Source organism: Roseobacter sp. FCG-D35, assembly GCF_033436665.1.
Taxonomy (GTDB): Bacteria; Pseudomonadota; Alphaproteobacteria; order Rhodobacterales; family Rhodobacteraceae; genus JAWQFO01.
The window spans coordinates 207,145-230,878 of record NZ_JAWQFO010000001.1 but is presented as its reverse complement, the minus strand read 5'-3'; the positions used below and the strand labels follow the sequence as shown (position 1 = coordinate 230,878).

At 64.6% G+C, this 23,734-nt stretch carries 25 protein-coding genes and 1 tRNA gene; 16 read left to right on the top strand and 10 right to left on the bottom strand.

Annotation, left to right across the window (positions count from 1 at the left end):
* The first annotated feature begins 633 nt into the window (after positions 1-633).
* Entirely contained in the window at positions 634-1,731 is a 1,098-nt protein-coding gene (locus tag R5H30_RS01070) for a tyrosine-type recombinase/integrase (RefSeq protein WP_318326133.1), read from the top strand.
* 242 nt (positions 1,732-1,973) lie between these two features.
* Here the strand turns inward: R5H30_RS01070 and R5H30_RS01065 are convergent.
* A tRNA-Ser gene (locus tag R5H30_RS01065) sits at positions 1,974-2,063 on the bottom strand.
* A 157-nt stretch (positions 2,064-2,220) separates the two neighbouring features.
* On the opposite strand from R5H30_RS01065, the gene R5H30_RS01060 reads away from it, so the two are divergent.
* From R5H30_RS01060 to R5H30_RS01020, 9 genes are all read left to right on the top strand, one after another.
* Complete coding sequence (locus tag R5H30_RS01060) at positions 2,221-3,060, top strand: DUF2059 domain-containing protein (RefSeq protein WP_318326132.1); 840 nt, start codon at positions 2,221-2,223, stop codon at positions 3,058-3,060.
* Position 3,061: 1 nt separating this feature from the next.
* Complete coding sequence (locus R5H30_RS01055; protein WP_318326131.1) at positions 3,062-3,871, top strand: DUF2059 domain-containing protein; 810 nt, start codon at positions 3,062-3,064, stop codon at positions 3,869-3,871.
* Positions 3,872-4,141: 270 nt separating this feature from the next.
* Complete coding sequence (locus tag R5H30_RS01050; protein WP_318326130.1) at positions 4,142-4,816, top strand: 50S ribosomal protein L21; 675 nt, start codon at positions 4,142-4,144, stop codon at positions 4,814-4,816.
* Between the two features lie 12 nt (positions 4,817-4,828).
* Positions 4,829-5,098, top strand: a complete 270-nt coding sequence (gene rpmA / locus R5H30_RS01045; RefSeq protein ID WP_318326129.1) for a 50S ribosomal protein L27 — start codon at positions 4,829-4,831, stop codon at positions 5,096-5,098.
* Positions 5,099-5,191: 93 nt separating this feature from the next.
* The gene (locus R5H30_RS01040; protein ID WP_318326128.1) at positions 5,192-5,794 is read left to right on the top strand and encodes a LysE family translocator; all 603 of its coding nucleotides are present in this window, start codon (positions 5,192-5,194) and stop codon (positions 5,792-5,794) included.
* Between the two features lie 2 nt (positions 5,795-5,796).
* A complete protein-coding gene (locus R5H30_RS01035; RefSeq protein ID WP_412105098.1) occupies positions 5,797-6,351 on the top strand; it encodes a GNAT family N-acetyltransferase in 555 nt (184 codons plus the stop codon).
* Positions 6,352-6,424: 73 nt separating this feature from the next.
* The gene (obgE, locus tag R5H30_RS01030) at positions 6,425-7,465 is read left to right on the top strand and encodes a GTPase ObgE (RefSeq protein ID WP_318326126.1); all 1,041 of its coding nucleotides are present in this window, start codon (positions 6,425-6,427) and stop codon (positions 7,463-7,465) included.
* On the top strand, positions 7,453-8,559 hold the full coding sequence (gene proB / locus R5H30_RS01025; protein ID WP_318326125.1) for a glutamate 5-kinase: 1,107 nt from the start codon (positions 7,453-7,455) through the stop codon (positions 8,557-8,559). Before obgE ends, proB begins: the two co-directional genes overlap by 13 nt.
* A 40-nt stretch (positions 8,560-8,599) precedes the next feature.
* Positions 8,600-9,865 carry a glutamate-5-semialdehyde dehydrogenase gene (locus R5H30_RS01020; protein WP_318326124.1) on the top strand — a complete coding sequence of 422 codons (1,266 nt, stop codon included), beginning with the start codon at positions 8,600-8,602 and terminating at the stop codon, positions 9,863-9,865.
* On the opposite strand, the gene R5H30_RS01015 is transcribed toward R5H30_RS01020, so the two are convergent.
* Positions 9,862-10,458 (bottom strand): histidine phosphotransferase family protein, encoded by a 597-nt coding sequence (locus R5H30_RS01015; RefSeq protein WP_318326123.1) that lies wholly within the window; start codon positions 10,456-10,458, stop codon positions 9,862-9,864. The two genes, R5H30_RS01020 and R5H30_RS01015, sit on opposite strands and share 4 nt — an antisense overlap.
* 29 nt (positions 10,459-10,487) lie before the next feature.
* Between R5H30_RS01015 and R5H30_RS01010 the strand changes: the two genes are divergently transcribed.
* The 3 genes from R5H30_RS01010 to olsA all read left to right on the top strand — a co-directional run bounded on the left by R5H30_RS01010 (position 10,488) and on the right by olsA (position 12,402).
* Positions 10,488-10,670: a DUF3553 domain-containing protein gene (locus tag R5H30_RS01010; RefSeq protein WP_318326122.1), complete on the top strand. Its 183-nt coding sequence runs from the start codon at positions 10,488-10,490 to the stop codon at positions 10,668-10,670.
* Between the two features lie 110 nt (positions 10,671-10,780).
* Positions 10,781-11,554, top strand: coding sequence for an L-ornithine N(alpha)-acyltransferase (gene olsB / locus R5H30_RS01005; protein ID WP_318326121.1), 774 nt, complete (start codon positions 10,781-10,783; stop codon positions 11,552-11,554).
* Positions 11,551-12,402 (top strand): lyso-ornithine lipid O-acyltransferase, encoded by an 852-nt coding sequence (gene olsA, locus R5H30_RS01000; protein ID WP_318326120.1) that lies wholly within the window; start codon positions 11,551-11,553, stop codon positions 12,400-12,402. The genes olsB and olsA overlap by 4 nt, the downstream gene beginning before the upstream one ends.
* A 24-nt stretch (positions 12,403-12,426) precedes the next feature.
* Here the strand turns inward: olsA and R5H30_RS00995 are convergent, their stop codons facing one another.
* Complete coding sequence (locus R5H30_RS00995; RefSeq protein ID WP_318326119.1) at positions 12,427-12,999, bottom strand: PA14 domain-containing protein; 573 nt, start codon at positions 12,997-12,999, stop codon at positions 12,427-12,429.
* Between the two features lie 275 nt (positions 13,000-13,274).
* Here R5H30_RS00995 and rpsB point away from each other — a divergent pair, with 275 nt between their 5' ends.
* Positions 13,275-14,054, top strand: coding sequence for a 30S ribosomal protein S2 (rpsB, locus tag R5H30_RS00990; protein WP_318326118.1), 780 nt, complete (start codon positions 13,275-13,277; stop codon positions 14,052-14,054).
* A gap of 103 nt (positions 14,055-14,157) precedes the next feature.
* Positions 14,158-15,033, top strand: coding sequence for a translation elongation factor Ts (gene tsf / locus R5H30_RS00985; RefSeq protein ID WP_318326117.1), 876 nt, complete (start codon positions 14,158-14,160; stop codon positions 15,031-15,033).
* Between the two features lie 398 nt (positions 15,034-15,431).
* Here the strand turns inward: tsf and R5H30_RS00980 are convergent, their stop codons facing one another.
* Complete coding sequence (locus tag R5H30_RS00980) at positions 15,432-16,181, bottom strand: helix-turn-helix transcriptional regulator (protein ID WP_318326116.1); 750 nt, start codon at positions 16,179-16,181, stop codon at positions 15,432-15,434.
* A 5-nt stretch (positions 16,182-16,186) separates the two neighbouring features.
* On the bottom strand, positions 16,187-16,624 hold the full coding sequence (gene aroQ, locus R5H30_RS00975) for a type II 3-dehydroquinate dehydratase (protein ID WP_318326115.1): 438 nt from the start codon (positions 16,622-16,624) through the stop codon (positions 16,187-16,189).
* A 222-nt stretch (positions 16,625-16,846) separates the two neighbouring features.
* Here aroQ and gnd point away from each other — a divergent pair, with 222 nt between their 5' ends.
* Positions 16,847-18,262 carry an NADP-dependent phosphogluconate dehydrogenase gene (gene gnd, locus R5H30_RS00970; protein ID WP_318326114.1) on the top strand — a complete coding sequence of 472 codons (1,416 nt, stop codon included), beginning with the start codon at positions 16,847-16,849 and terminating at the stop codon, positions 18,260-18,262.
* 397 nt (positions 18,263-18,659) lie between these two features.
* On the opposite strand, the gene phoB is transcribed toward gnd, so the two are convergent.
* From phoB to pstC, 5 genes are read right to left on the bottom strand one after another with little or no spacing between them, the layout of a single operon-like run.
* A complete protein-coding gene (gene phoB, locus R5H30_RS00965) occupies positions 18,660-19,349 on the bottom strand; it encodes a phosphate regulon transcriptional regulator PhoB (RefSeq protein WP_318326113.1) in 690 nt (229 codons plus the stop codon).
* Between the two features lie 5 nt (positions 19,350-19,354).
* On the bottom strand, positions 19,355-20,068 hold the full coding sequence (gene phoU / locus R5H30_RS00960; RefSeq protein ID WP_318326112.1) for a phosphate signaling complex protein PhoU: 714 nt from the start codon (positions 20,066-20,068) through the stop codon (positions 19,355-19,357).
* A gap of 3 nt (positions 20,069-20,071) precedes the next feature.
* A complete protein-coding gene (gene pstB / locus R5H30_RS00955; protein WP_318326111.1) occupies positions 20,072-20,869 on the bottom strand; it encodes a phosphate ABC transporter ATP-binding protein PstB in 798 nt (265 codons plus the stop codon).
* Between the two features lie 13 nt (positions 20,870-20,882).
* Positions 20,883-22,214: a phosphate ABC transporter permease PstA gene (pstA, locus tag R5H30_RS00950; protein ID WP_318326110.1), complete on the bottom strand. Its 1,332-nt coding sequence runs from the start codon at positions 22,212-22,214 to the stop codon at positions 20,883-20,885.
* Positions 22,211-23,683 (bottom strand): phosphate ABC transporter permease subunit PstC, encoded by a 1,473-nt coding sequence (gene pstC / locus R5H30_RS00945; protein ID WP_318326109.1) that lies wholly within the window; start codon positions 23,681-23,683, stop codon positions 22,211-22,213. Before pstC ends, pstA begins: the two co-directional genes overlap by 4 nt.
* Positions 23,684-23,734 lie beyond the last annotated feature (51 nt).

Below are 23,734 nucleotides of genomic sequence, written 5' to 3'. Positions count from 1 at the left end.
AATCGTCGCGGCAGGAACAACATCCTTCAAGCCAGACTTCTTCGGCAGCCTGCCAAGACCGCTGGCGCCTTCCGCTTAGCTCGGGTCGACGCCTTTTTGAGGCGCCTCGGGCATCGAAGGCGTACACCAATGTCGGGACAGTTTTGAGGAACGGACGCCGCGTCTCGGTTGCCGCCAAAATCCATCCATGAGGTCTGGCTCGGCCTCTGCTGAAGGTGGGACAGACAAGATCGCGTTACCCGCAGGTAAGCCCGTCATCGCCGAACGCGCGAAATGTACCGGTTTCCCGGGGCGGGTTCAGACTGAATGCATCGCACGATCCGGGTATCAAACCAAATTCCGACCGGAAGTTTCCGTTCTGACTTCCCCGTCACCAACACCAGTGACGGAGAAATTTCGAATGGGTCAAAGCGCGAACCAAACCAAAATTTTGGTTTCTGAAGAAGCGGCCAATGTCCTCGACATGATGAAACCGAGGCTCAAGGCGTCTGTCGTAGCAAAGCTGAGTGGTCTGTCTCGCAGGGCAATCACCGAGCACGCGATAAATGACCGTATCCCAGGGGCTGCCAAACACGGCGGACTTTGGACATTCGATCACGACTTGGCCCTCCAATGGATAAACGAGGGAAACAAATGCCAGGCACCAAAAAGCTGCCAAAAAACGTCTACCAGCCGCCGAACAGCAAGTTCTATTGGCTCCGGGTCAAAATCAAAGGTGTCACATACCGAGAGTCGCTTCGAACAACTTCTGTCAGCGTCGCGGAGAAAGGCGCAAAGCGTCGCCTGAAAGAACTGAGAGCACTTGATGAAGCGGGAGGTTTGGACCGGACGTTCTCGGCAGGGGTGGTGAAGTTCTACGACTTGCTGGAGCAGGACAATTCAGGTTGGGGCAAGCAGACGCGCAAACGGTATCAGACAAGTGTTCGCCAGATCCTTCGGGTGATGGAACATATCTGTGACGGCCGCAACCTGGATGTCAGAACCATCCAAGCAGAAGAAGTCGATGTCGCGATCGTATCGGAGTTCGTAGCGCGCCGGCGATCCGAGAAGGTCAGCAATTCAACCGTAAACCGCGATTTGACCGCGTTTCTCCAACTCATGACATCGATGAAGAACGACGGTTGGATCAGCGAAAATCCGGTCAGGCTGTTTGAGAAGCAGGGTATGAAAGAGGTTCTGCCTGGAATCGTAATGCCCACCGAGGCTGCCATCTCCAGGCTTTGCCAGCGAGCGCCGGGAACCTTGGCCTTCTTCCCGAGGTTTCTCGACGCGACCGGCGGACGGGTTACGGAAATGGCTCGCCTGAAGTGGTCGGACATTTCGGGGATGGAGAACCCGACTGCAGGCTCTGTGTATGCGACGTTGACAAACACCAAGGGAGGCAAGGTGCGTACCATCGAGCTGTCGCCGAAGGCGATCGATATCCTTCGTCAGATCCCACGTTCGAACGCCGGCTCTTACGTGTTCTGGAATTCAACCGAACACGGCTTTTACAAGGATCCTTCGAACCTGTTCTGGGAGTATGGTCAGGAAACCGGATTTGAAGCCCGTCTTCATGACCTTCGCCACAAGTTCGCCATCGAGCGATTGCGCGAAGGGTGGTCCGTTTACAAGGTGCAGAAGTACATCGGGCACGGTTCGGTTTTGACGACGGAACGATACTACTTCCGTTACCTGTCCCAAGAGCAACAGGAGCGCGCACGCTCCGATGGGGACAATGGGTTTCGGTAGGGCTCGGAATAGCCAGTCCACAAGGGGGATCCTGCGGCAGCAGGGTCCCCTTTTTTCTGGGCCACGCACCGCGACAGCAAAGGCGATCCATGCGGATACCAGACGAAAGGGGGCATAGTCGGCGCAACGGGAAAGCCCAAAAGGTGTCATAGTATGACACCTTTGAAGCCTTTTGGCAGCGCTATGCACGAGCGCTGCCGCACGGCGCAGAACTTGTTTCTATTGAGTTTTCAGTGATTTAGTGGCGGAGAGACAGGGATTCGAACCCTGGGTGGGCTTGCACCCACAACGGTTTTCGAGACCGCCCCGTTCGACCACTCCGGCACCTCTCCGCGGGGGTCTGGTCCCGGGCGTTTAGTCGGGATTTACGACGATGACAAGCCTCGATTTCGACGGCACGTCGACACTCGCCGTCATCGCGGCGAATTGCGTTGTCCGCGCGGCCAAATGTCTTAATCTCGGAACAGACCCGCTGACCGGAGGACCCGAATGACAGCCCTTACGCGCCGCTGCGCGCAACTTTCCCTGCTCTTTATCCTGGCACTGGCCTGGGTTCAGCCCGCCCGCGCGATCGATGGCGCGCGTGTCGATGCGTTTCTGGAAGTCACGGGCTTCGACGTCGCCGTCGAGAGCATCAAGCTTTCCGCCGGCAGCGCTCCGGAGATGATCGGCGTCGAGACCGAGGACTTCGGCGCCCAGTGGACCGGGCTTGTCGACGAGGTCTTCGATGAGGCGCTGATGCTCGGGCTTGCGCACGAGATCCTGAGCGCCACGATTGACGAGGAGATGCTGACGCACGCGATGGGCTTCTACGGATCCGACCTTGGAAAGCGGCTGGTCGAGACCGAAAACGCCTCGCACATGGTCGAGGATGACGTTCAGAAGTCCGAGACCGGCGACCGCATGGTGGCCGATATGGTGCGCGAAGGAGACCCGCGTCTCGAACAACTCAAAGCGCTGATCTCGGCGATCGGTTCGGAGGATGCCTCGGTGCGGGCGATCCAGGAGGTGCAGCTGCGTTTCCTGATGGCCGCGGCGGGGGCCGGCGTGGTCGAATTGCAGATGGACGAGGCGGACCTGCGCGAGGCGATGCGGAGCGACGAGGTCGGCCTGCGCCTCGCGCTGCAGACCGGCGCGCTGTCGAACGCGGCCTATACCTACGAGGATTTCAGCGACGCCGAGATCGCGGCCTATACAGAAGCGCTGGAACATCCCGTGATGCAGCGGACCTACGAATTGATGAACGCGGTGCAGTTCGAGATCATGGCCAACCGCTTCGAGGCGCTGGCCGCACGGCTGCAGAGCCTGTCGCCGAGCCAGGAATTGTAAGGTGCTGCGCACCGCCGCATTCGCACTGGGTCTGCTGGCCGCGGTGCCAGCCTTGGCCGATGCCAGGCTCACGGTGCTGGTGGATGCGCTGAAGATCGGCGAGGTTGCGCAGATCATGCGCGACGAAGGGCACGACTATGCCGCCGAACTCGAAAGCTCGATGCTGGACGGGCAGGGCGGCGATTTCTGGGCCGCGCAGATCGATCAGCTTTACGACGCCGGGCGCATCTCCGAGGCGATCCGCACCGCTTTGGACCAAGGGCTCGAAGAGGACGAACTCGACGCCGCCGTTGCGTTTTTCGCCTCAGAACGCGGTGACCGGATCGTGACGCTGGAGAATGCAGCAAGGATCGCGATGGGCGATCCGGCGATCGAAGCCGCGATCACCGAGGAGTACGAGGCGTTGCGCGCGGCCCCGGATGCGCTGATCGACCGCATCGATGCGTTCATCGCGGCCAACGATCTGACCGAACGCAACGTCACCGCGTCGATGGATGCGAGCTACCGGTTCCTGGTCGGCCTCGTCGAAGGCGGCATGGTCGACATGAGCGAGGACGAGATCGTCGACGATGTCTGGAGCGACGAGGAAAGCATCCGCGAAGAGACCGAGACCTGGATCCACGGTTTCGCGCTGCTGGCCTACCAGCCGCTGCCCACCGAGGACATGGAGGCCTATCTGGCGTTTTCGCGCACCGCGGCGGGGCAGGCGCTGAACACGGCACTGTTCGATGGGTTCGGCGCGGTCTATTCGGATCTGTCCTACGCGCTTGGACGTCTCGTCGCGCTTTCGGCGTCGACCAGCGAGTTGTAGACCCTCGTGGCCGACTACGCTTGCATTAAGACGTCCCGGCAGGAGCGGCCTCAAACAGGCTCGCAGACTGGCGTGGGTAACACTCAGAGCGCTTGACAACGCGTGGCCCTTGGTGCACATGGCGGCTTCGTGATTGAGGTGCCCCGACCGGGCACCTTTGATTTTTCTAAAAAACGCCCTGAGCGAGGGCGCGCTGTCCGAGGTGGCCTTGCGGCCCGCAACATCCCCCGAGGGGAGACCACAGGACGCGGTGAGACAAGGAAGAAACGCATGTTTGCGGTCCTCAAGACCGGTGGCAAGCAGTACAAGGTTCAGGCGGGCGATGTCCTGCGCGTCGAGAAACTTGCTGCCGATGCCGGCGAAACGGTTCAATTCAACGAGATCCTGATGCTGGGCGGCGACAGCCCGGTCGTGGGCGCGCCCTTCGTGAAAGACGCAGGCGTCCAGGCCGAGGTGGTCGAGCAGATCAAAGGCGAGAAGGTCATCCACTTCGTCAAGCGCCGCCGGAAGCACTCGTCGCAGCGCACGAAGGGCCACCGCCAGAAGCTGACCCTGGTCAAGGTGACCGACATCCTGTCCTCGGGTGCCGACAAGTCCGGCGTGAAGGCCGCTCTTGGTGCCTCGACCGCGGTTTCCGCCCCGGCGCCGAAGGCCGAGAAGAAGGCCGCGAAGGAAGCGCCCAAGGCGAAAGCCGCGGCTCCGAAGGCAGAGGCTCCGAAGGCAGAGGCACCGAAGGCCGCTGCCGGTGCGGACGACCTCAAGAAGCTGTCGGGCGTGGGTCCGGCACTGGAGAAAAAGCTGCATGACGCGGGCGTGACGACCTTCGCCCAGATCGCCGCCTGGTCCGACGAAGACGTCGCCCAGATGGACGAGAAACTGTCGTTCAAGGGCCGGATCGAGCGTGAAGGCTGGATCGAACAGGCCAAAGAACTGGCCAAAGGCTAAGGAGACACCGATATGGCACACAAGAAAGCAGGCGGTTCATCCCGTAACGGTCGCGACTCCGCGGGCCGTCGTCTTGGCGTGAAGCTCTACGGCGGCGAGCAGGCGATTGCCGGCAACATCATCGTGCGTCAGCGCGGCACCAAGTTCTGGCCGGGCCAGGGCGTCGGCATGGGCAAGGATCACACGATCTTTGCCACGACCGACGGCGCCGTGACCTTCCACAAGGGTCTCAAGAACCGCACCTTCATCTCGGTCCTGCCAGCGGCGGAGGCCGCAGAGTAAGTCCGAACCCGCAAGGTGAGACACATCGGGGGATCGGCGAAACCGCCGGTCCCCTTTCTCGTTGCACCCGCACCACCGGCCCGAGGGGACACCATGTCCGTAGCCGTTGCCAGCTTTGCCGTCTTCGCCGCCAGCCAGGTCGGCACGCCGGGGCCCGCCAACATGGCCCTGATGACCGCCGGCGCGCGCTATGGCCTGCGCGCGGCCTTGCCCTTCGTGGCAGGCGTCGCGCTCGGCAAGCAGCTGGTGATCTGGCCGATTGGGTTCGGGCTGATGGAGCTCTCGGCCCGCGCGCCCTGGGTGTTCGAGACGCTGAAGTATGCCTCGGCGGCCTATATCTGCTGGCTCGCCTGGCGCATCGCGCACACACGCATCGACCGCGCGGCAGGTGTGGGGCAGGCGCCGGGGTTTCTCGCGGGGCTTGTCGTGCACCCGCTCAACCCCAAGGCCTGGGCGATGATCGTCGGTGGCTTCACGGCGTTCGTTGCGCCGGGCACGCCAGCCCTTGAGGCGACGGCAACCATTGCGGCGGTACTGTTGGCCTGCCAACTGGTCCTGCATCCGCTGTGGACACTTGCCGGTGACTGGACCGCGCGAACCCTCGCGGGAACCGCGCTGGAACCTTACATGATGTGGACGCTTGCGACCCTGACAGTCGCATCCGTCTTGTTCGTACTGTTCGGAGGAGGAACATGACGATGGAACTGACGACCTTTCCGGACCAGACGGCGATCGAGACGGACCGCTTCGACCTGCGTCCGCTGCGGAAATCCGATGCGGGCCTGATCGGGCTTTATGCGGGCGACGAAAGGGTCGCACGCATGACGACTTCGATCCCGCACCCCTTGCCGCCGGGCGCGGCCGACGCTTTCGTGGCGCGCGCGCTCAAACCGGGCCGGGACGAGGATGTCTGGGCCATCGACGGCACCAAGACTGACGGCGCGGAGGTCATGGGGTTGATCTCGCTGAAGAAGATGGACCGCGACCAGTCCGAGGTCGGCTACTGGGTGGCACCGGCCTACTGGAACACCGGGCTTGCCTCCGAGGCGGTCGAGGCACTGGTCCGGGCAAACCCGCTCGGCAACGACGCGATGTTCGCCTCGGTCTTCCAGGACAACCCGGCGTCGGCCCGCGTCCTGACCCATTGCGGGTTCGAGTACCTCGGCGACGCCGAAGGATTTTCGGTCGCGCGCGATACCGCGGTGCCGACCTGGACCTACAGCCGCAAGCTTGGGCCCGCCAAGAAGCATTGAGCCCTCGCGCCCCGCGCGATAAGGCTTGCCATTAGAAGTCAATCGCCCGTTCGGGCGCGCGTGGGGCGTCGCCATGAAGTTTCTCGACCTGTGCAAAGTCTACATCCGCTCCGGCGCGGGCGGCGGCGGCAGCGTCAGCTTCCGGCGCGAGAAATACATCGAGTTCGGCGGCCCCGACGGCGGTGACGGCGGCGATGGCGGATCGGTCTGGGCCGAGGCGGTCGAGGGGCTGAACACGCTGATCGACTTTCGGTACCAGCAGCATTTCTTCGCCAAGAACGGCCAGCCCGGCATGGGACGCCAGCGCACCGGCAAGGACGGTGACGACATCGTCCTGCGCGTGCCGGTGGGCACCGAGATCCTCGACGAGGATGGCGAGACGGTGATCGCCGATCTGACCGAGGTCGACCAGCGCGTCGAACTTGCACGCGGCGGCAACGGCGGCTTCGGCAACCTGCACTTCAAGTCCTCGACCAACCAGGCGCCGCGCCGCGCCAACCCCGGCCAGGAGGGTGTCGAGCGCACGATCTGGCTGCGGCTCAAGCTGATCGCGGACGTGGGCCTGCTGGGCCTACCAAACGCGGGCAAGTCGACCTTTCTCGCCGCAACGTCGAACGCCAGGCCGAAGATCGCGGACTATCCCTTTACCACGCTGCACCCGAACCTCGGCGTGGTCGGCGTCGACGGCGTGGAATTCGTCGTGGCCGACATTCCGGGTCTGATCGAGGGCGCGTCCGAAGGTAGGGGGATCGGCGACCGGTTCCTGGGCCACGTAGAACGCTGCGCAGTGCTGCTGCACCTCGTGGACGGAACGTCGGACACCGTGGCCGAGGACTACGACACGATTATCGGCGAGCTCGAGGCCTATGGCGGCGACCTCGCAGAAAGGCCGCGGATCACGGTTCTAAACAAGGTCGACGCACTCGATGAGGACGCGCGCGCCGAGGCGGCGGCGGCTCTGGAGCGGGCCAGCGGCGGGACGGTGATGCAGATGTCGGGCGTGTCGCGCGACGGCGTGACCGAGGTGCTGCGGGCGCTGCGCGGCAAGATCGACGACGACCGGTTGCGCCGCCGCGACGACGCGGACGAGGAGGATGCGCCGTGGCGTCCCTGACGTCGGCGCGAAGGATCGTCATCAAGATCGGCTCCGCTCTACTGGTGGACCGCACGAGCGGCGCATTGCGCGCCGACTGGCTGAAGGCGCTGGCAGAGGACGTGGCCTGGCTCAAGTCGCTGGGCAAGGACGTGATCCTTGTATCCTCGGGATCGATCGCACTGGGGCGCGGCGTGCTGGCGCTCCCGGCGACTGAACTGCCGCTGGAACAGTCCCAGGCCGCAGCCGCGGTCGGACAGATCCGGCTGGCACGCGCCTACGAGGAGGGCCTTGCGCCGCACGGCATCAAGACCGCGCAGGTGCTTGTGACGCTCGAGGACAGCACCGACCGGCGGCGCTATCTCAACAGCCGGGCGACGATGCACCAGCTGCTGACATTCGGCGTGGTCCCGATCGTGAACGAAAACGACACCGTGGCCACCGACGAGATCCGGTTCGGCGACAATGACCGCCTTGCCGCACAGATCGCGGTGACCGTCGGGGCCGATCAGCTGATCCTTCTTTCGGACGTCGATGGCTTCTACGACGCCAACCCGGCCAGTGACGCCGCCGCGCGCCGGTTCGATGTGATCGAGACGATCACGCCAGAGATCGAAGCGATGGCGGGGGACGCGGGCTCGGGTCTGAGCAAAGGCGGCATGAAGACCAAGCTGATGGCGGCCAAGACCGCGACCACCGCCGGCTGTGCCATGGCAATCACGGAAGGTTCGCGCCTCAACCCCTTGAAACAGCTCGAAAACGGAGCCGCAGCCACGTGGTTCACCGCGCAGACCGACCCGCAGGCGGCGCGCAAGCGCTGGATCGCTGCGATGAAGCCGCGCGGCACGATCACGCTGGACGACGGGGCGGTCGCTGCGCTGCGTTCGGGCAAGAGCCTTCTACCGGCGGGCGTCGCCGGCGTGAGCGGCAGCTTCGCGCGCGGCGACGCGGTGGCGATCACCGATCGCGGCGGCCACGTGCTGGGCCACGGCCTTGCGCGCTACACCGGTGCAGAGGCACGGCTGATCAAGGGACGAAAAAGCAGCGAGATCGAGGCCGTTCTCGGCTACCCGGCGCGCGCGGCCTTGATCCATCGCGACGATATGGCACTCTAGATCACCCGCACGGGCAGAACCGACGAAAGCGAGACACGGCATGAAGGACCTCGACGATATCCCCGCCCTGATGGCCGAGATCGGTCGCAAGGCCAAGGCGGCCGCGGCCGAGCTGGCATTCGCCAGTGCCGAGCGCAAGCACGCGGCGCTGATCTCGGCCGCCGATGCGGTCTGGGCGCGGCGCGAGGAGATCATCGCGGCCAATGCAAAGGACATGGCCTACGGGCGCGACAAGGGCCTGTCCGACGCGATGATGGACCGTCTCAAGCTCGACGAGACGCGCATCCGTGGCATCGTCGACAGCCTGCGCACGATCGCCGAACAGCGTGATCCGGTGGGCGAGGTCGTCGCCGAATGGGACCGTCCCACCGGGTTGCATATCGAGCGCGTGCGCACGCCGCTGGGTGTCATCGGGGTGATCTACGAAAGCCGGCCCAACGTCACGGCCGATGCCGGGGCGCTCTGTCTCAAGGCCGGCAATGCCGTGATCCTGCGCGGCGGCTCGGAAAGCTTCCATTCTTCCGGGGCGATCCATGCCTGCCTTGTGCAGGGGCTCAAGGATGCCAATCTGCCTGAGGCGGCGATCCAGCGCGTGCCGACTCGTGACCGGGCAGCGGTGAGCGAGATGCTGACCATGAGCGAGCATATCGACGTCATCGTTCCGCGCGGCGGCAAGGGCCTGGTCGGGCTTGTGCAGCGCGAGGCGCGGGTGCCGGTCTTCGCGCATCTGGAAGGCATCGTGCACATCTATATCGACAAGCACGCGGACCCCGAAAAGGCGTCGAACGTCGTGCTGAACGCCAAGACACGCCGCACCGGCATCTGCGGCGCGGCGGAATGCCTGCTGATCCACGAGGATGTCGCGGACACCATCGGGCGCGACGTGATCGGCGCACTGCTGCAGGCAGGTGTCGAGGTGCGTGCGGACGCGTCGCTGCAACCGATCGACGGCACCGTGCCCGCGAGCGACGATGACTGGGGGCACGAATACCTCGACATGATCATCGCGGCGCGCACGGTCGAAGATGTCGATGCGGCGATCGACCATGTCCGCAGATACGGCTCGGGACATACCGACTGCATCGTGACCGAGGACGACGCCACCGCCGAGCGGTTCATGTCACGGCTCGATTCCGCGATCCTGATGCGCAACGCCTCGACGCAATTCGCCGACGGCGGCGAATTCGGCATGGGGGCGGAAATCGGTATTGCCACCGGCAAGATGCACGCGCGCGGTCCCGTCGGAGCGGAGCAGCTCACCAGCTTCAAGTACCGGGTGACCGGGAACGGAACCGTGCGGGACTAAAAGCCCAGGCGAAGCTCGGTCTCCGAGATCTCGGTGACGACACGACGACCGGTTTCGAGCGCCAGCATCGGCAGCAGCGCGAACTGGACCTGCGCGGGCTGAAGCACCGCGCCTAGATCGCGCGTCGCAAGGATCGACCACAGCGTGTCGTCGATGTTGAGCTTGTCGGCGCGGCCGTGAAGCTGCCACGCGCCGCGGCTCTCGACGATCTCGATGCGCCCGCCGTAGGGCATCGCGTTCTCCAGGCATTGCAAGGCGAGAAAGACCATTCGCACATCGCAACGCGGTTGCGGATCGAGCGGACCCCAGGCGACCTTGAGCCGGCCGCCCTGCATCACCGCGTTGAGGATCGAGATCACCTCGGACCGGCCCATCATCTGCTCGCCGGCATGGCCGAAAGCGATGCGGAAAAACCGGATCCTGGCCGAGGCATTGCCGACGCTTTCCTGGATCAGCTCCATCTCCGGACCCGGGGTGCCACCGCTCATCCCCAAGAGTTCCAGACCATTGTTGATGGCGCCGATAGGCGATATCAGGTCATGGCAGATGCGGCTTCCGATCAGGGCGGCAAGGGAGATGTTGGACTGGCCCATGTCATCGGGCTCCGTCAGCGAGGCGTGAGATGGACGATCCGAACTCAATTCTCTCCCCCGGTATGCTGGTCCGCCATCCGGCGGAACCGGATTGGGGCACAGGGCAGGTGCAAAGCAACATCGGTGGCAAGGTCACCGTCAATTTTCCGAACAAAGGCAAGGTCGTCATCGAAAGTTCCCGGGTGATGCTGGTACCCGTCTTTGATCGCTGAACTTGGTTTCCGAATGGTTAATGTCACTTAACAATTGTAAACCCCGCGACAATATCCCGCTAGAGGGTAAAACGGCCCAACCCGGAACGGAGCGTTCTGCGATCGGCACCATGACCGGCACAGCTTTATTCCCGACGGAGCAGTATCGTGTCGAACTGGCCCGATCCGCGCAGGATCTCGAGGCGGCGCAGAGGCTGCGATATGCGGTATTCGTCGACGAACTTGGCGCGGGAGGGCCGCGCGTGGATCACGACCGGCGCCTCGAGCGCGACGACTGGGACGATGCAGCCGATCACCTGCTGCTGCGCGAGCCGTCCGGCGGCGAGGTGGTCGGCGTGTACCGGCTGCTCCGCTGGGACCGGGCGGACGCCGCTGGCGGATACTATTCCGCCGGCGAATATGACCTCGCTCCGTTGCTGCGCTCGGGCCGCCGGCTGCTCGAACTCGGCCGGTCCTGCATCCGGGCCGATCACCGGGGCGGGCCGGCACTGTTCCATCTCTGGAGCGGGCTGGTGGCGTACATTCGCGCGCATCGGGCAGAAGTATTGTTCGGCACCGCGAGCTTTCACGGTACCGACGTCGCGGCGCTGGCCGGGCCGCTGTCCTTGCTGTATCATCGTCACCTTGCGCCGCCGGACCTGCGCGTGCGCGCCTTGCCGGATGTGTTTCAGCCCATGGACCTTGTCGCGCCCGAGACCCTCGACCGGCGGGCCGCGATGCGCGATGTCCCGCCACTGATCAAGGCCTACCTGCGCCTCGGCGGTCACGTTGGCGAGGGCGCCTTCGTGGACCGCGTCTTCAATACGGTCGACGTCTGCCTTGTCCTCGACACCGCACGCGTCAACGCGCGGCAGGCCCGCATCTACGGCGCCCACCCCGAATGAGCCCGACCTGGCAGGGCCCGCCGCCGCCCGAACGGCCGGCGATATCTGCCCGGGGCTGGCTGCGCGTGGTTCTGCGCGGTGTGCCGATGGCGTTCCTGGTCTTTGGCGGGCTGCTTCTGACCCTGCTGATACGCCTCGCCGAGCGGCCCTTGCACGGGCTGCATCGCCCCTGGACGCCAACGCTCACCGTGTTTGTCTGCCGCAACGCGCTGCGCATTCTTGGCTTGCGGCTTGTCCAACGCGGTCAGCCGATGACGGGCAGCGGCGTCGTGGTCGCCAACCACTCGAGCTGGCTCGACATCTTCACGCTGAACGCCGGCAAGCGCATCTATTTCGTGTCGAAATCCGAGGTTGCCGACTGGCCCGGCATCGGCTGGCTCGCGCGCGCGACCGGCACCGTTTTCATCGAACGCGATCCGCGCCAGGCGGCGCAGCAGACCGAGACCATCCGCGACCGACTGCTGGCCGGACACAAGCTGCTGTTCTTCCCCGAGGGCACGAGCACTGACGGGACGGTCGTGCTGCCGTTCAAGCCAACGCTCTTTCAGGCCTTCTTCGACCCCGGCCTGCGCGAGGAGATCTCGGTTCAGCCGGTTTCGCTGCGATATGTCCCGCCCGAAGGAGCCGATCCGCGGTTCTATGGATGGTATGGCGATATGACGTTCGGCGGGCACCTGCTGCTGATGTTGTCCGCGCCGCGTCACGGTCGCGTCATCGTGCGCTACCACGCTCCAGTTCCGGTTCGTGGCGCTCCGGATCGCAAATCGCTGGCGAAGTCGTGCGAGACAGCCGTCCGCGCCGGTTTCGAGGCCGATCCGGATGTCGTCGATGCACAGGTGGCGGGGTAGGGCGGCCGCGAGGCCGCCGCCCGTTCAGTGACCGAAGGCCGAGTTCGGAACGTAGGATGCCTTCTGACCCGGCGCCTGCCACTGCATCATCAGGCAGGATGTGCCCTTGCGCTGGAAGTACAGGGTCTCGATCTCGTACCAGCCGGCCTGCGGCACCTGCACCGACTGCCAGCCGGTTGCCTCGCAGGCGTGGATGTCGTCATACTCCGCAACCTGCTGGCCGCCGATGTTGACGCGCACGCCGTCGTTGCTGAGAAAGTTCACCTTGTATTCGCCGGGCGCATCGAAGCGGATATAGCCCTTGATGTGTGCCGCGACCTTGTATGCGAATTTGGTGGTCAGCACCGGGTCGCCCTCGCTGGTGTCCTTGTAGGACAGGCCGACCAGCGGGTCGCCCTTCAGCGCGCGCTTCTCCAGCGCCTTCTGGGCGTCGTAAAGCGTACGGACCTCGTTGGGGATGGCGTAGTTCACCGCGAGGCCAGGAGACAGGCTCCCGGGCTGCGGATTTGCGGGGGTGAGCTGTTTCGGCGCGGCGGCAAGTGCGCCGGGCAGGGCGAGTGCCAGCGCGAGAACGGCGGCTGTGAGACGGTTGGTCATGGATACTCCTGTTGCTTCCCGGCGGCATTGGTGCCGCTTCATTACTGCAACTCTACGGCTGGCCGGCCGTTCCACGCAAGCCACCAGTACGTGACGTCCCGGCTTTTGGCGCAAAACGCCCTTGCGCCGCATGGTGCACTGGCCTATACGCGCGCCACTGAAACCCGCAGGCGGGGATTGGGCCTTTCGGGGGAGACATCCCCGACGGTCCGCCGGTTGGCGCAGATCGCGTCGAGACCCCCGCCGAGGCATGAAACCGGAAAGGTAAAAACGACATGGCTCTTCCAGAGTTCACCATGCGCCAGCTGCTCGAAGCCGGCGTTCACTTCGGCCACCAGACCCAGCGCTGGAACCCGCGCATGTCGCCGTTCATCTACGGCGCGCGCAACGGAATCCACATTCTCGACCTGACCCAGACCGTTCCGATGCTGGACGCGGCGCTGAACGCGATCCGCGAGACCGTCGCCAAGGGCGGCCGCGTGCTCTTCGTCGGCACCAAGCGCCAGGCATCCGCACCGGTCGCCGAGGCGGCCGAGAAGTGCGCCCAGTACTACATGAACCACCGCTGGCTCGGCGGCACGCTGACCAACTGGCAGACCGTTTCGCAGTCGATCAACCGCCTGAAGGAAATCGACGAGCAGTCCGACGCGGGCTTCGCGGGTCTGACCAAGAAGGAACGCCTCGGCATGGAGCGTGACCAGCAGAAGCTGCAGGCCTCGCTCGGCGGAATCCGCGAGATGGGCGGACGTCCCGACCTGCTGTTCGTCATCGACGTCAAGAAGGAAGCGCTGGCCGTGGCGGAAGCCAACAAGCTCGGCATCCCGGTGGCGGCCGTGGTCGACACCAACTGCTCGCCCGACGGCATCGACTACATCATCCCGGGCAACGACGACGCGGCCCGCGCGATCGCGCTCTACTGTGATCTCGCCAGCCGCGCGGCCCTCGACGGCATGAGCGCCCAGCTCGGCGCCGCCGGCGTGGACATCGGTGCGCTCGACGAGGCACCCGCCGAGGAAGCGCTGGAAGAGGCCGGCGAGGCCCCGGCGGAAGCCTGATCGAGGCACGGCCGCGCCGCATCCCGGCGCGGCTGTCACACGCCTGACACAGGGGACGGGTCCGATCCGTCCCGACACCCGTATTTCTGAAGGAGCACCCCGGATGGCAATCACAGCATCTATGGTCAAGGAACTGCGCGACACGACCGGCGCGGGCATGATGGACGCCAAGAAGGCACTGACCGAAAACGACGGCGACATGGAAGCCGCGGTCGACTGGCTGCGCACCAAGGGCCTCGCGAAGGCCGCCAAGAAATCCGGCCGCACCGCCGCCGAGGGCCTTGTGGCCGTCGTCGTCGACGGCGGACGTGGCGTGGCCGTCGAGGTCAACTCCGAAACCGACTTCGTCGGCAAGAACTCCGAGTTCCAGCAGATGGTCGCCGGGATCGCGCAAGTCGCGCTCGGCGTGTCGGACATCGACGCGCTCAAGGATGCGGACATGGGCGGCAAGCCGGTCTCGGAAGTCGTGACCGACAAGATCGCGACCATCGGCGAGAACATGGCCGTGCGCCGCATGGCCTCGGTCGAGGGCGAAACCGTCGTGTCCTACGTGCACAACGCCGCGGCACCCAACATGGGCAAGATCGGTGTTCTGGTCGCGATGACCGGCGGCGACGACGCCTTCGGCAAGCAGGTCGCGATGCACATCGCCGCCGTCAACCCGGCGTCGCTGTCCGAGGACGATCTCGACCCGGCGGTCGTCGAGAAGGAGCGCCAGGTCCAGATCGACATCGCGCGGGAAAGCGGCAAGCCCGAGCAGGTCATCGAGAAGATGATCGAAGGCCGGATGAAGAAGTACATGTCCGAGGTCACGCTGCTCAACCAGCAGTTCGTGGTGAACCCGGACCTGACCGTCGGCGCCGCCGCAGCAGAAGCCGGCGCCACGATCACCGGTTTCGTCCGGCTCGAAGTGGGCGAGGGTATCGAAGTGGTCAAGGAGGACTTCGCCGCAGAGGTCGCCAAGGCCGTCAAGGGCTGAGACCCACGACAAACGTCCGACAGGGGCGGTGCCGGGACCGGTGCCGCCCTTTTTCGTGTCCGGGGCACGGATGCAACGGGCGGGGCCATCATCGAAGACGACCCCGCCCGATCCCTTCCTGCGCCACCTGGGGAGCGGTGCGCACGGGGCAAGGGTCCGACCCGACGGCGGATCAATACGCCGCCGGGCCGGGGTCCGGGGATTAAGCCGGTCGGACGGAAGAGCCAAGTAATTCCAAGGGTCCCGCCCGGAGTTCCAGCGGCTAAGCCACCACTCACGGAACGATCTCAGAATGCGCGATGACGTGACGTCAATAAAGTAGGGGATTCCTTACCCGAACCTTGACCGCCGCGAAAAAGAATTAATCTCGACACTTGGATCGCTGCAGCCAGGTGCCCTCAGGCCTCCAGGACGAACATCTGGTTGCTGAACGCGGCCTTGAGTACGGCCTGCGCCGTGGTCTCGACCGACAGGGCCTCGCGCGCGAGGCGCAGGTGCTTTTCGACCGTGGCCGGCGTCAGCCCCATGATCGTTGCGATATCCTGCATCGTCTTGCCGTCGCCGACCCATTGCAGCGCTTCGCGCTGGCGCGGCGTCAGCCCGCGGTTGGGCGCGTTGTAGGGCAGGGTGAGGATCTTCAGGTGGGCGATGTTGTTCATCAGGTGGATGTCGCGCCCATGTTCCTGCCAGACCGCGTCGACTTCGGCTTGGGTCATGCCCTGTCGGGCCGTCAGCGCGATCGCCCCCTTGGACCGCGCCGAAATCGACTTGAAGCTGATGGTATAGCCAGCCGTTACGTTCATGCGGATGTTGAAGTCATAGACCTTCCGCTCGGCCGGAGTCAGGGTCGCGGTCTCGACCATCTGGCCCAGCATACCCCAGCCCATCGCGCCTTCGTTCGCCAGCGCCCAACGCACCATTGGCGCGTGGAAGTATTGCCCGCCACCGATGAAGGCGTCGAGGTACTCCTTGGGATGATTGCTGAGAATGATGAAGTCTTCCGGATCGCCCAGCGACGTCGACGTCCGGTAGCGCGTGAAGCCATAGATCAGCCGGTCAAAGCCGAACTCCGCCATCTTGGCGGTATGCGCCTTCCAAAGCTCCTCCATGCTTTGGCAATTCGCGAGGAAGTGCAGATAGTTACGCATCTATGTCAATCTGCCACGTGAGCCTTGATCGCATCCATGGCGAGCAGGTAGCCCTGCGCACCGAACCCGCAGATGATCCCCAGGGCCACCTTGGCGATGTAGGACGTGTGCCGGAAGTCCTCGCGTGCGTGCACGTTGCTCAGATGCAGTTCCACCAGCGGCAGTTCGACCGACGCCACGGCATCCATCAGCGCGATCGAGGTGTGCGTGTAGGCGCCGGCGTTCATCACGATGCCGACGTGCCGTCCACGCGCCGCGTGGATCAGGTCGACCATGACGCCTTCGTGGTTCGACTGTGCGAACTCGACATCGAACCCGATCTGCTTGCCGTGGCGCGCGCACATGCCTTCGATATCGGCGAGCGTCGTCGATCCATAGACATCCGGCTGGCGCGTACCCAGCAGATTGAGGTTGGGGCCGTTCAGAACGAGAATGGAAAGCATGGAAAGTCCTACAGGTCGGATTGACTATGCCTAGACGCTCGAAGGCGGGCAAGTCCAGTATCACTGGGGACGGATCAGCACACTATACTACTTCGGATAATCTGTATTATGGTAAAACTGTCATAGCCGGATTTCCTCTCGATTTCAGTCTGATGCCGTTGACATTGCATCTTGGGCGGTCAGTCTGGCTGCGAGACGCCATGATGCCGGAGGTCCCCAGACATGTCCAAATCCGAAATCGGCCTGATCGGTCTTGGAACCATGGGCGCAGCGCTTGCCTCGAACATTGCCGACAACGGTTTCCGCATCGCGGTCTGGAACCGCACGACGTCGGTCACGCAGGCGTTTCATCGCGACGCCGGCACGCTGGCCGACCGGATCACGCCGACCGAAACGCTCGAGGACTTCGTTGCGGCGATCGAGACGCCGCGGGCCATTATCGTCATGGTCCCGGCCGGAGACGCTGTCGACGAGCAGATCGCGCGTCTGCGTCCACTGCTGGGCGACGATGACCTGATCATCGATGCCGGAAACGCCAATTTCCACGACACGAACCGGCGCGCCGAGGCGTCCGGGGATCTGCCCTACCTGGGGATCGGGGTCTCCGGCGGGGAGGAAGGCGCGCGTTTCGGGCCGTCGATCATGGGCGGCGGTCGCAAGGTCTACTGGGACCGCGTTTCCCACGTGCTGGAAAAGATCGCCGCCGACTACGAGGGTGAACCGTGCGCCGCCTGGATGGGCGAAGCCGGCGCCGGGCATTTCGTCAAGGCGGTCCACAACGGCATCGAGTACTGCGACATGCAGCTGATTTCCGAGGCCTATGGCGTGATGCGCGACGGCCTTGCGATGGACGCCACCGAGATCGCGACGGTCTTCGACGGCTGGAACGACGGCGTTCTGAAATCCTATCTGATCGAGATTTCCGGCAAAGTCGCCGCGGCCACCGACCCCGCGACCGGCAAGCCGATGCTCGAAGTCATCGTCGACGCCGCCGGGCAGAAAGGCACCGGACGCTGGACGGTGATAGAGGCGCAGCATCTCGGCGCGCCGATCCCCGGGATCGAGGCGGCCGTAGTGGCGCGCAACCTCTCGTCGCGGCGTGACGAGCGCGCGCGCGGCGAAGAGATCTTCGGGGCGGCTCCGCGACGGATCGACCGGGACGCAATAGACATGGACACTCTGGAACGCGCGCTGATCGCAGGCAAGATCCTCAGCTACGCGCAGGGTTTCACGATGATCGCCGCGGCGTCCGAGCAGTTCGGATGGAAACTGCCCCTGCCCGAGATCGCCCGCGTGTGGCGCGAGGGCTGCATCATACGTTCGGCGATGCTCAACGACATGGCCGACGCGCTGACCGAAGACGCGAGCCGCAACCTGATGTTCGCACCGTATTTCACCCGGCATCTGGAAGACACCCATGACGCACTGCGGACCGTTGTGGCGCTGGGTGCGACGCATGGCATCGCGATGCCGGCGCTGTCGTCCTGCCTGGCCTATTTCGACGCGATGCGCACTGCGCGCGGGACCGCCAACATGATCCAGGGCCAGAGGGATTTCTTCGGAGCGCATGGGTTCGAACGCATTGACGGCGGCACGGGCCAACACGGACCCTGGGCCATGAAGGCACAGTCGGGCTGAAGGCCGCGTCTCGTGGCCCGTCAAGGGTCCCGCGCGGCAATTGCACGCCCAACCATCCGCGCCCTTTCGGGTCGCCGCGATGGCCGGGCGGCAGAGGCAGTTCAAATGTCTGAGTTCAATGCATTTCCACGGAGGTGGTAGGACTAGGGCTTTTGGTTCAATGACAGCACTTTGCCAGACCCGAGAGACACGTTCAGTGATCGAGGTCACACAAGGAAACATTTATCCAAAAATTTTCGAAAACCTGACATCTCGGGCATGAGCGACGCGGGTTGACTGCAGCCGGGCGGGCGAGACACGTTCTTCACCCGCCACGTGGGCCACTTCTGAAGGGTTGGCCGCACACTCCACGAGTGCAATGAACCTCCCTTGCCCTGGCTGCTGTTCGACGTATGCGCTAACCGAGCGCGTAGCCCGCGCCGCGCACCGTGCGCAGCGGGTCGGACCCGCCGTGCTGTGTGAGCGCCTTGCGCAACCGGCCGATGTGGACGTCCACCGTGCGCGTGTCGACATAGATGTCCCGGCCCCAGACGCGATCGAGCAGCTGCTCGCGCGAGAATACACGCCCGGGTTTCTCCATGAAGGTCGACAGCAAGCGAAACTCGGTCGGTCCGAGCTTGAGTTCGGCCGGGCCACGGTTCACGCGGTGGCTCGTCGCGTCGAGCACGATATCCTCGTATTCCAGACGCTCGCCGGCCGCAGCGGGCCGAACCCGGCGCAGCTGCGCCCGCACCCGTGCCATCAGTTCGATGACCGAATAGGGCTTGATCACGTAGTCGTCGGCGCCTGTTTCGAGCCCGCGCACCCTGTCGACTTCCTCGGAACGCGCCGACAGCATGATGATCGGGATGCCACGGGTGTCGGTGCGGACCTTGAGCCGGCGGCAGACCTCGATGCCGCTCAGGTGCGGCATCATCCAGTCGAGCACGATGATGTCCGGCCCAACCTCGTCAACCAGCATCAACGCCTCTTCACCGTCCTGCGCCCGTGACACCGCGAACCCTTCAGCTTCGAGGTTGTAGGCCAGCACCTCGCGCTGAGCCGGTTCGTCCTCGACCACGAGCACGCGCGGCTGATCGGCACTCATCCGTCCTACCCTCCGGTGACCATCGTCGAGGTCTCGTCGGCCTTTGGCCGCGGATCGTCGGGCTGCCCGCCCGTGACGAGATAGACGACCTGCTCGGCGATGGCGGTGACGTGGTCGCCCATGCGCTCGACGTTCTTGGCGATGAAATGCAGGTGCATGCAGGCGGTGATGTTGCGCGGATCCTCCATCATGAAGGTCAGGAACTCGCGGAACAGCGCGTTGTACATCTGGTCGACGTCGCGGTCTCGGTTGATGACGTCAGCGGCCAGTTCGGCGTCGCGCTGCACATAGCTGTCGAGCGCGTCCTTGAGCATCCTTTCGACTTCGCGGGCCATGCGCCGCAGCGCGCTGGCGCTGTCGTCGACCGGGGCCATCTGGGCCAGCACGCCGGTGCGCTTGGCCATGTTCTTGGCATAGTCGCCGATACGTTCGAGGTTGGCGCTGATCTTGATGACGCTGAGCACGAGACGCAGATCCGTGGCGGTCGGCGCGCGCAGCGCGATCACCCGCGCGGCCTCTTCGTTGATGATCTCCTCGAGCCCGTCGATGGCCTTGTCGTCCTTGCGGACCTGCTCGGCCAACTCCTCGTCGCGGGTCTCGAGCGACTGTGCGCCAAGACGGATCGCGTTCTCGACCAGACCGCCCATCTTCATGATCTGCGCCTGAATAGCCTCGAGATCCCTGTCGAAGGCGGAGGCGATATGCTGCTGTCCCTGCATGGTCTATCCTATCCGGCCGGTGATGTAGCTTTCGGTGCGCGGGTCGTTCGGGTTGGTGAAGATGTGCCCGGTCTCGCCGTATTCGACGAGGCTGCCTAGGTGGAAGAAGGCGGTCTTCTGACTGACGCGCGCCGCCTGCTGCATGGAGTGGGTCACGATCACAACCGAGTAGTTCTGGCGCAGCTCGTCGATCAGTTCCTCGACCTGCGCGGTCGCGATCGGGTCGAGCGCCGAGCACGGTTCGTCCATCAGCAGAACCTCGGGTTCGGTGGCCACCGCGCGCGCGATGCACAGGCGCTGCTGCTGGCCGCCCGACAGGCCGGTCCCGGGGGCGTGGAGCCGGTCCTTCACCTCGTTCCAGATCGCCGCACGATGCAGCGAGCGTTCGACGATCTCGTCGAGGTCCGCCTTGCTGCGCGCGAGCCCGTGAATGCGCGGCCCGTAGGCCACGTTGTCATAGATCGACTTCGGGAACGGGTTGGGTTTCTGGAACACCATGCCGACCTTCGCGCGCAGCTGCACCGGGTCGACCTGGCGGTCGTAGATGTCCTCGCCGTCGATGCGGATGTCGCCTTCGACGCGGCAGATGTCGATGGTGTCGTTCATCCGGTTCAGGCAGCGCAGAAAGGTCGACTTACCGCAGCCCGAGGGCCCGATGAAGGCGGTGACGGTCTTGTCCTCAATATCGACCGAGACGCTCTTGATCGCGTGCGTGTCGCCGTAGAAGACCTCGACGTCCCGTGCGGCGATCTTGATGGCATCGCTGTCCACGTCTCTCTCCAGTATTCTCATGTCGTTCATGTCGCGCCCTTTCCTACCAGCGGCGTTCGAACCGGCGGCGCAGGATGATCGCCAGTGTGTTCATCGTCAGCAGGAAGACGAGCAGGATGATAATGCCGCCCCATGCCTTTTCATAGAAGCTGACGTCCGCGCGCGCGGCCCAGGTGTAGATCTGCGCCGGCATCGCCGAGTTCGGTTCGACGAAGCCGTTGAGGAACCCGTCCGGATAGCCGCGCGCAACGAAGCCGACCATGCCGATCAGCAGAAGCGGCGCGGTCTCGCCCAGGGCCTGCGCCAGACCGATGATCGTGCCGGTCAGGATGCCGGGCATCGCAAGTGGCAGCACGTGGTGAAACACGGCCTGCATCTTCGAGGCGCCGACGCCGAGTGCCGCGTCACGGATCGACGGCGGCACCGCCTTCAGCGAAGCGCGGGTCGAGATGATGATCGTCGGCAGGGTCATCAGGGTCAGCACCAGCCCGCCGACCAGCGGCGCCGATTGCGGCAGATGCATGAACTGGATGAAGACCGCGAGGCCGAGGATACCGAAAACGATCGATGGCACCGCGGCGAGGTTCGAGATGTTGACCTCGATGAGATCGGTGAACCAGTTCTTGGGCGCGAATTCCTCGAGGTAGATCGAGGCCGCGACCCCGATCGGCAGCGACAGCACCAGTACGACCAGCATCATGAAGAACGACCCGATCACCGAGGCGCCGATGCCGGCGCCACCGGGGTTGTCCACGCCAGTATCCGCGCCGGTCAGAAAGGTCCAGTTGAACGCGGTATGGATGATCCCGGCATCGGCCAGCGCATCGACGAGGTCGAGGTCGGTCTTTTCGAGAAACCGGCTGTCCTGCATGCCCTCGCGGGTCACGCGACCGATGAAGTAGCCGTCGACGCGGGACGAAGCCGGCAAGTTGAAGCTGACCGGTTGACCGATATCGCCCGGGTTGGCCTGGTAGTGACTGCGGATCAGGCTACCGACCTTGCCGGCGATGCGCTGGATCGCGGCGGCGTCGAAGGGCACGTCCATCCCGCGTTCTTCGAGCTGCGCGTCAAGCGAGTCGACGAAATACGTCTCGTAGGCCCCGGTCTTCAGCAGCTGGCTCTCGGCCTCGTCGTATTGTTCCTGGCTCAGCGTCAGTTCCACGTCGAGTACCGTGCGCGTAAAGGCGGGCAGGCCCGAACGCACGATCGAGACGGCAAGGACGATCAGAAAGAAGAGGCCGATGCCGATTGCGGCCATGCCGTAGTAACGGAACCGCTTCTCGGCGGCATTGCGCTTCCGGGTGCGGGCATTCGCGGTCGTGAGCGAGCCGTTGCCCCGCGGCAGGTCCGTCGGGTCGATACGCGCGTCGGTCATTCGTACTGCTCCCGGTATTTCCGCACGATGTAGAGTGCGACTATGTTGAGCGCCAATGTGATCAGGAAAAGCGTCATGCCAAGCGCGAAGGCCACCAGAGCCTCGGGCGAGGCGAAGTCGGCATCGCCGGTCAGCTGGCTGACGATCTTGGCGGTCACCGTCGTCATCGCCTCGAAGGGATTCAGGCTCAGCCGGGCCGCGGCCCCTGCCCCGAGCACCACGATCATGGTTTCACCGATGGCGCGCGAAGCCGCGAGAAGGATCGCCCCGACGATGCCCGGCAGGGCGGCGGGAAGGACGACCTGGCGGATGGTCTCGGACTGCGTGGCGCCGAGCCCGTAGGAGCCATCCCGCAGCGCCTGCGGGACCGCATTGATGATGTCGTCCGACAGAGAGCTGACGAAGGGGATGAGCATGATGCCCATAACCAACCCTGCGGTCATCACCGCCGAGGCCGATTGCATCCAGCCCAGCCCGTCGCGCCCGAAGACCGTCAGCAGCAGCGGCCCGACGGTGAGCAGCGCGAAGAGGCCGTAGACGATGGTCGGAATACCCGCGAGGATTTCCAGCAGCGGCTTGGCGACGGCGCGAACGCGCTTCGAGGCGTACTCCGAAAGGTAGATCGCCGCGAAAAGCCCGATCGGCACCGCGACCAGAAGGGCGACCAGCGAAATGTAGAACGTGCCCCAGAGCAGCGGCAGAATGCCGAGTTCAGAGCTGCCACCGCGCCCGGAGAAGCTCGGCGCCCATTCCAGCGAGGTAAAGAAATCCGCCATCGGGTAGAGCCGGAAGAATTCGACCGTGTTGAAGACCAGCGACAACACAATACCGACCGTTGTCAGGATGGCGATGGACGCCGCACCGATCAGCAGCGCGCGCACGCCCTGCTCGACCGTGTTGCGCGCGCGGAAGGCGGGCCGCGCCTCGCGGAACCCCCAGGCGGCACCGGCAAGCGCGACAAGGACGGCGAGACCGGTCATGATCGCGTAGCCTGTGGCGTTCATCGTGCGGTATCTCTGCGCGGCCGCAAGCACCGGTTCGGTGATCTGCGAGGTGATGACTTGGCCCGCCTCGCGCAGCCGGTCGGTCAATGCCTCGACGTCGATATCGCTGCCGCGTGACTGCGCATCGGTCATGGCGCCGGTCGCGACGGCGCTGTCGAGCCCGTCGGCGACGCGACGCACTTCCGACATGACCAGGCCGCGCGACGAGCTGTCCGAGATGGCCGCATCGGGCACCATGCCCGAGACAACGGAATTCACGTAGATCGGCTGCGCGATGAGCCAGACCACGATCAGAAGCGCTGCGGGCACCACCGATTTCAGCGCCGCGTTCCAGCCGTAGTAGGACGGCAGCGAGTGCAGCACGCGGCTGTCCCCCGCGGCCTGCCGCAGCGCCCCGGTCCGGCCCGACAGGAACCCTGCCGTGGCGATGGCCAGAACGATGGCGAAGAGCCAGATGATGGGCATGCGCCCTACCCCCGATCAGTGATGACTTGTGTCGTAAACGACCCCGGGGGC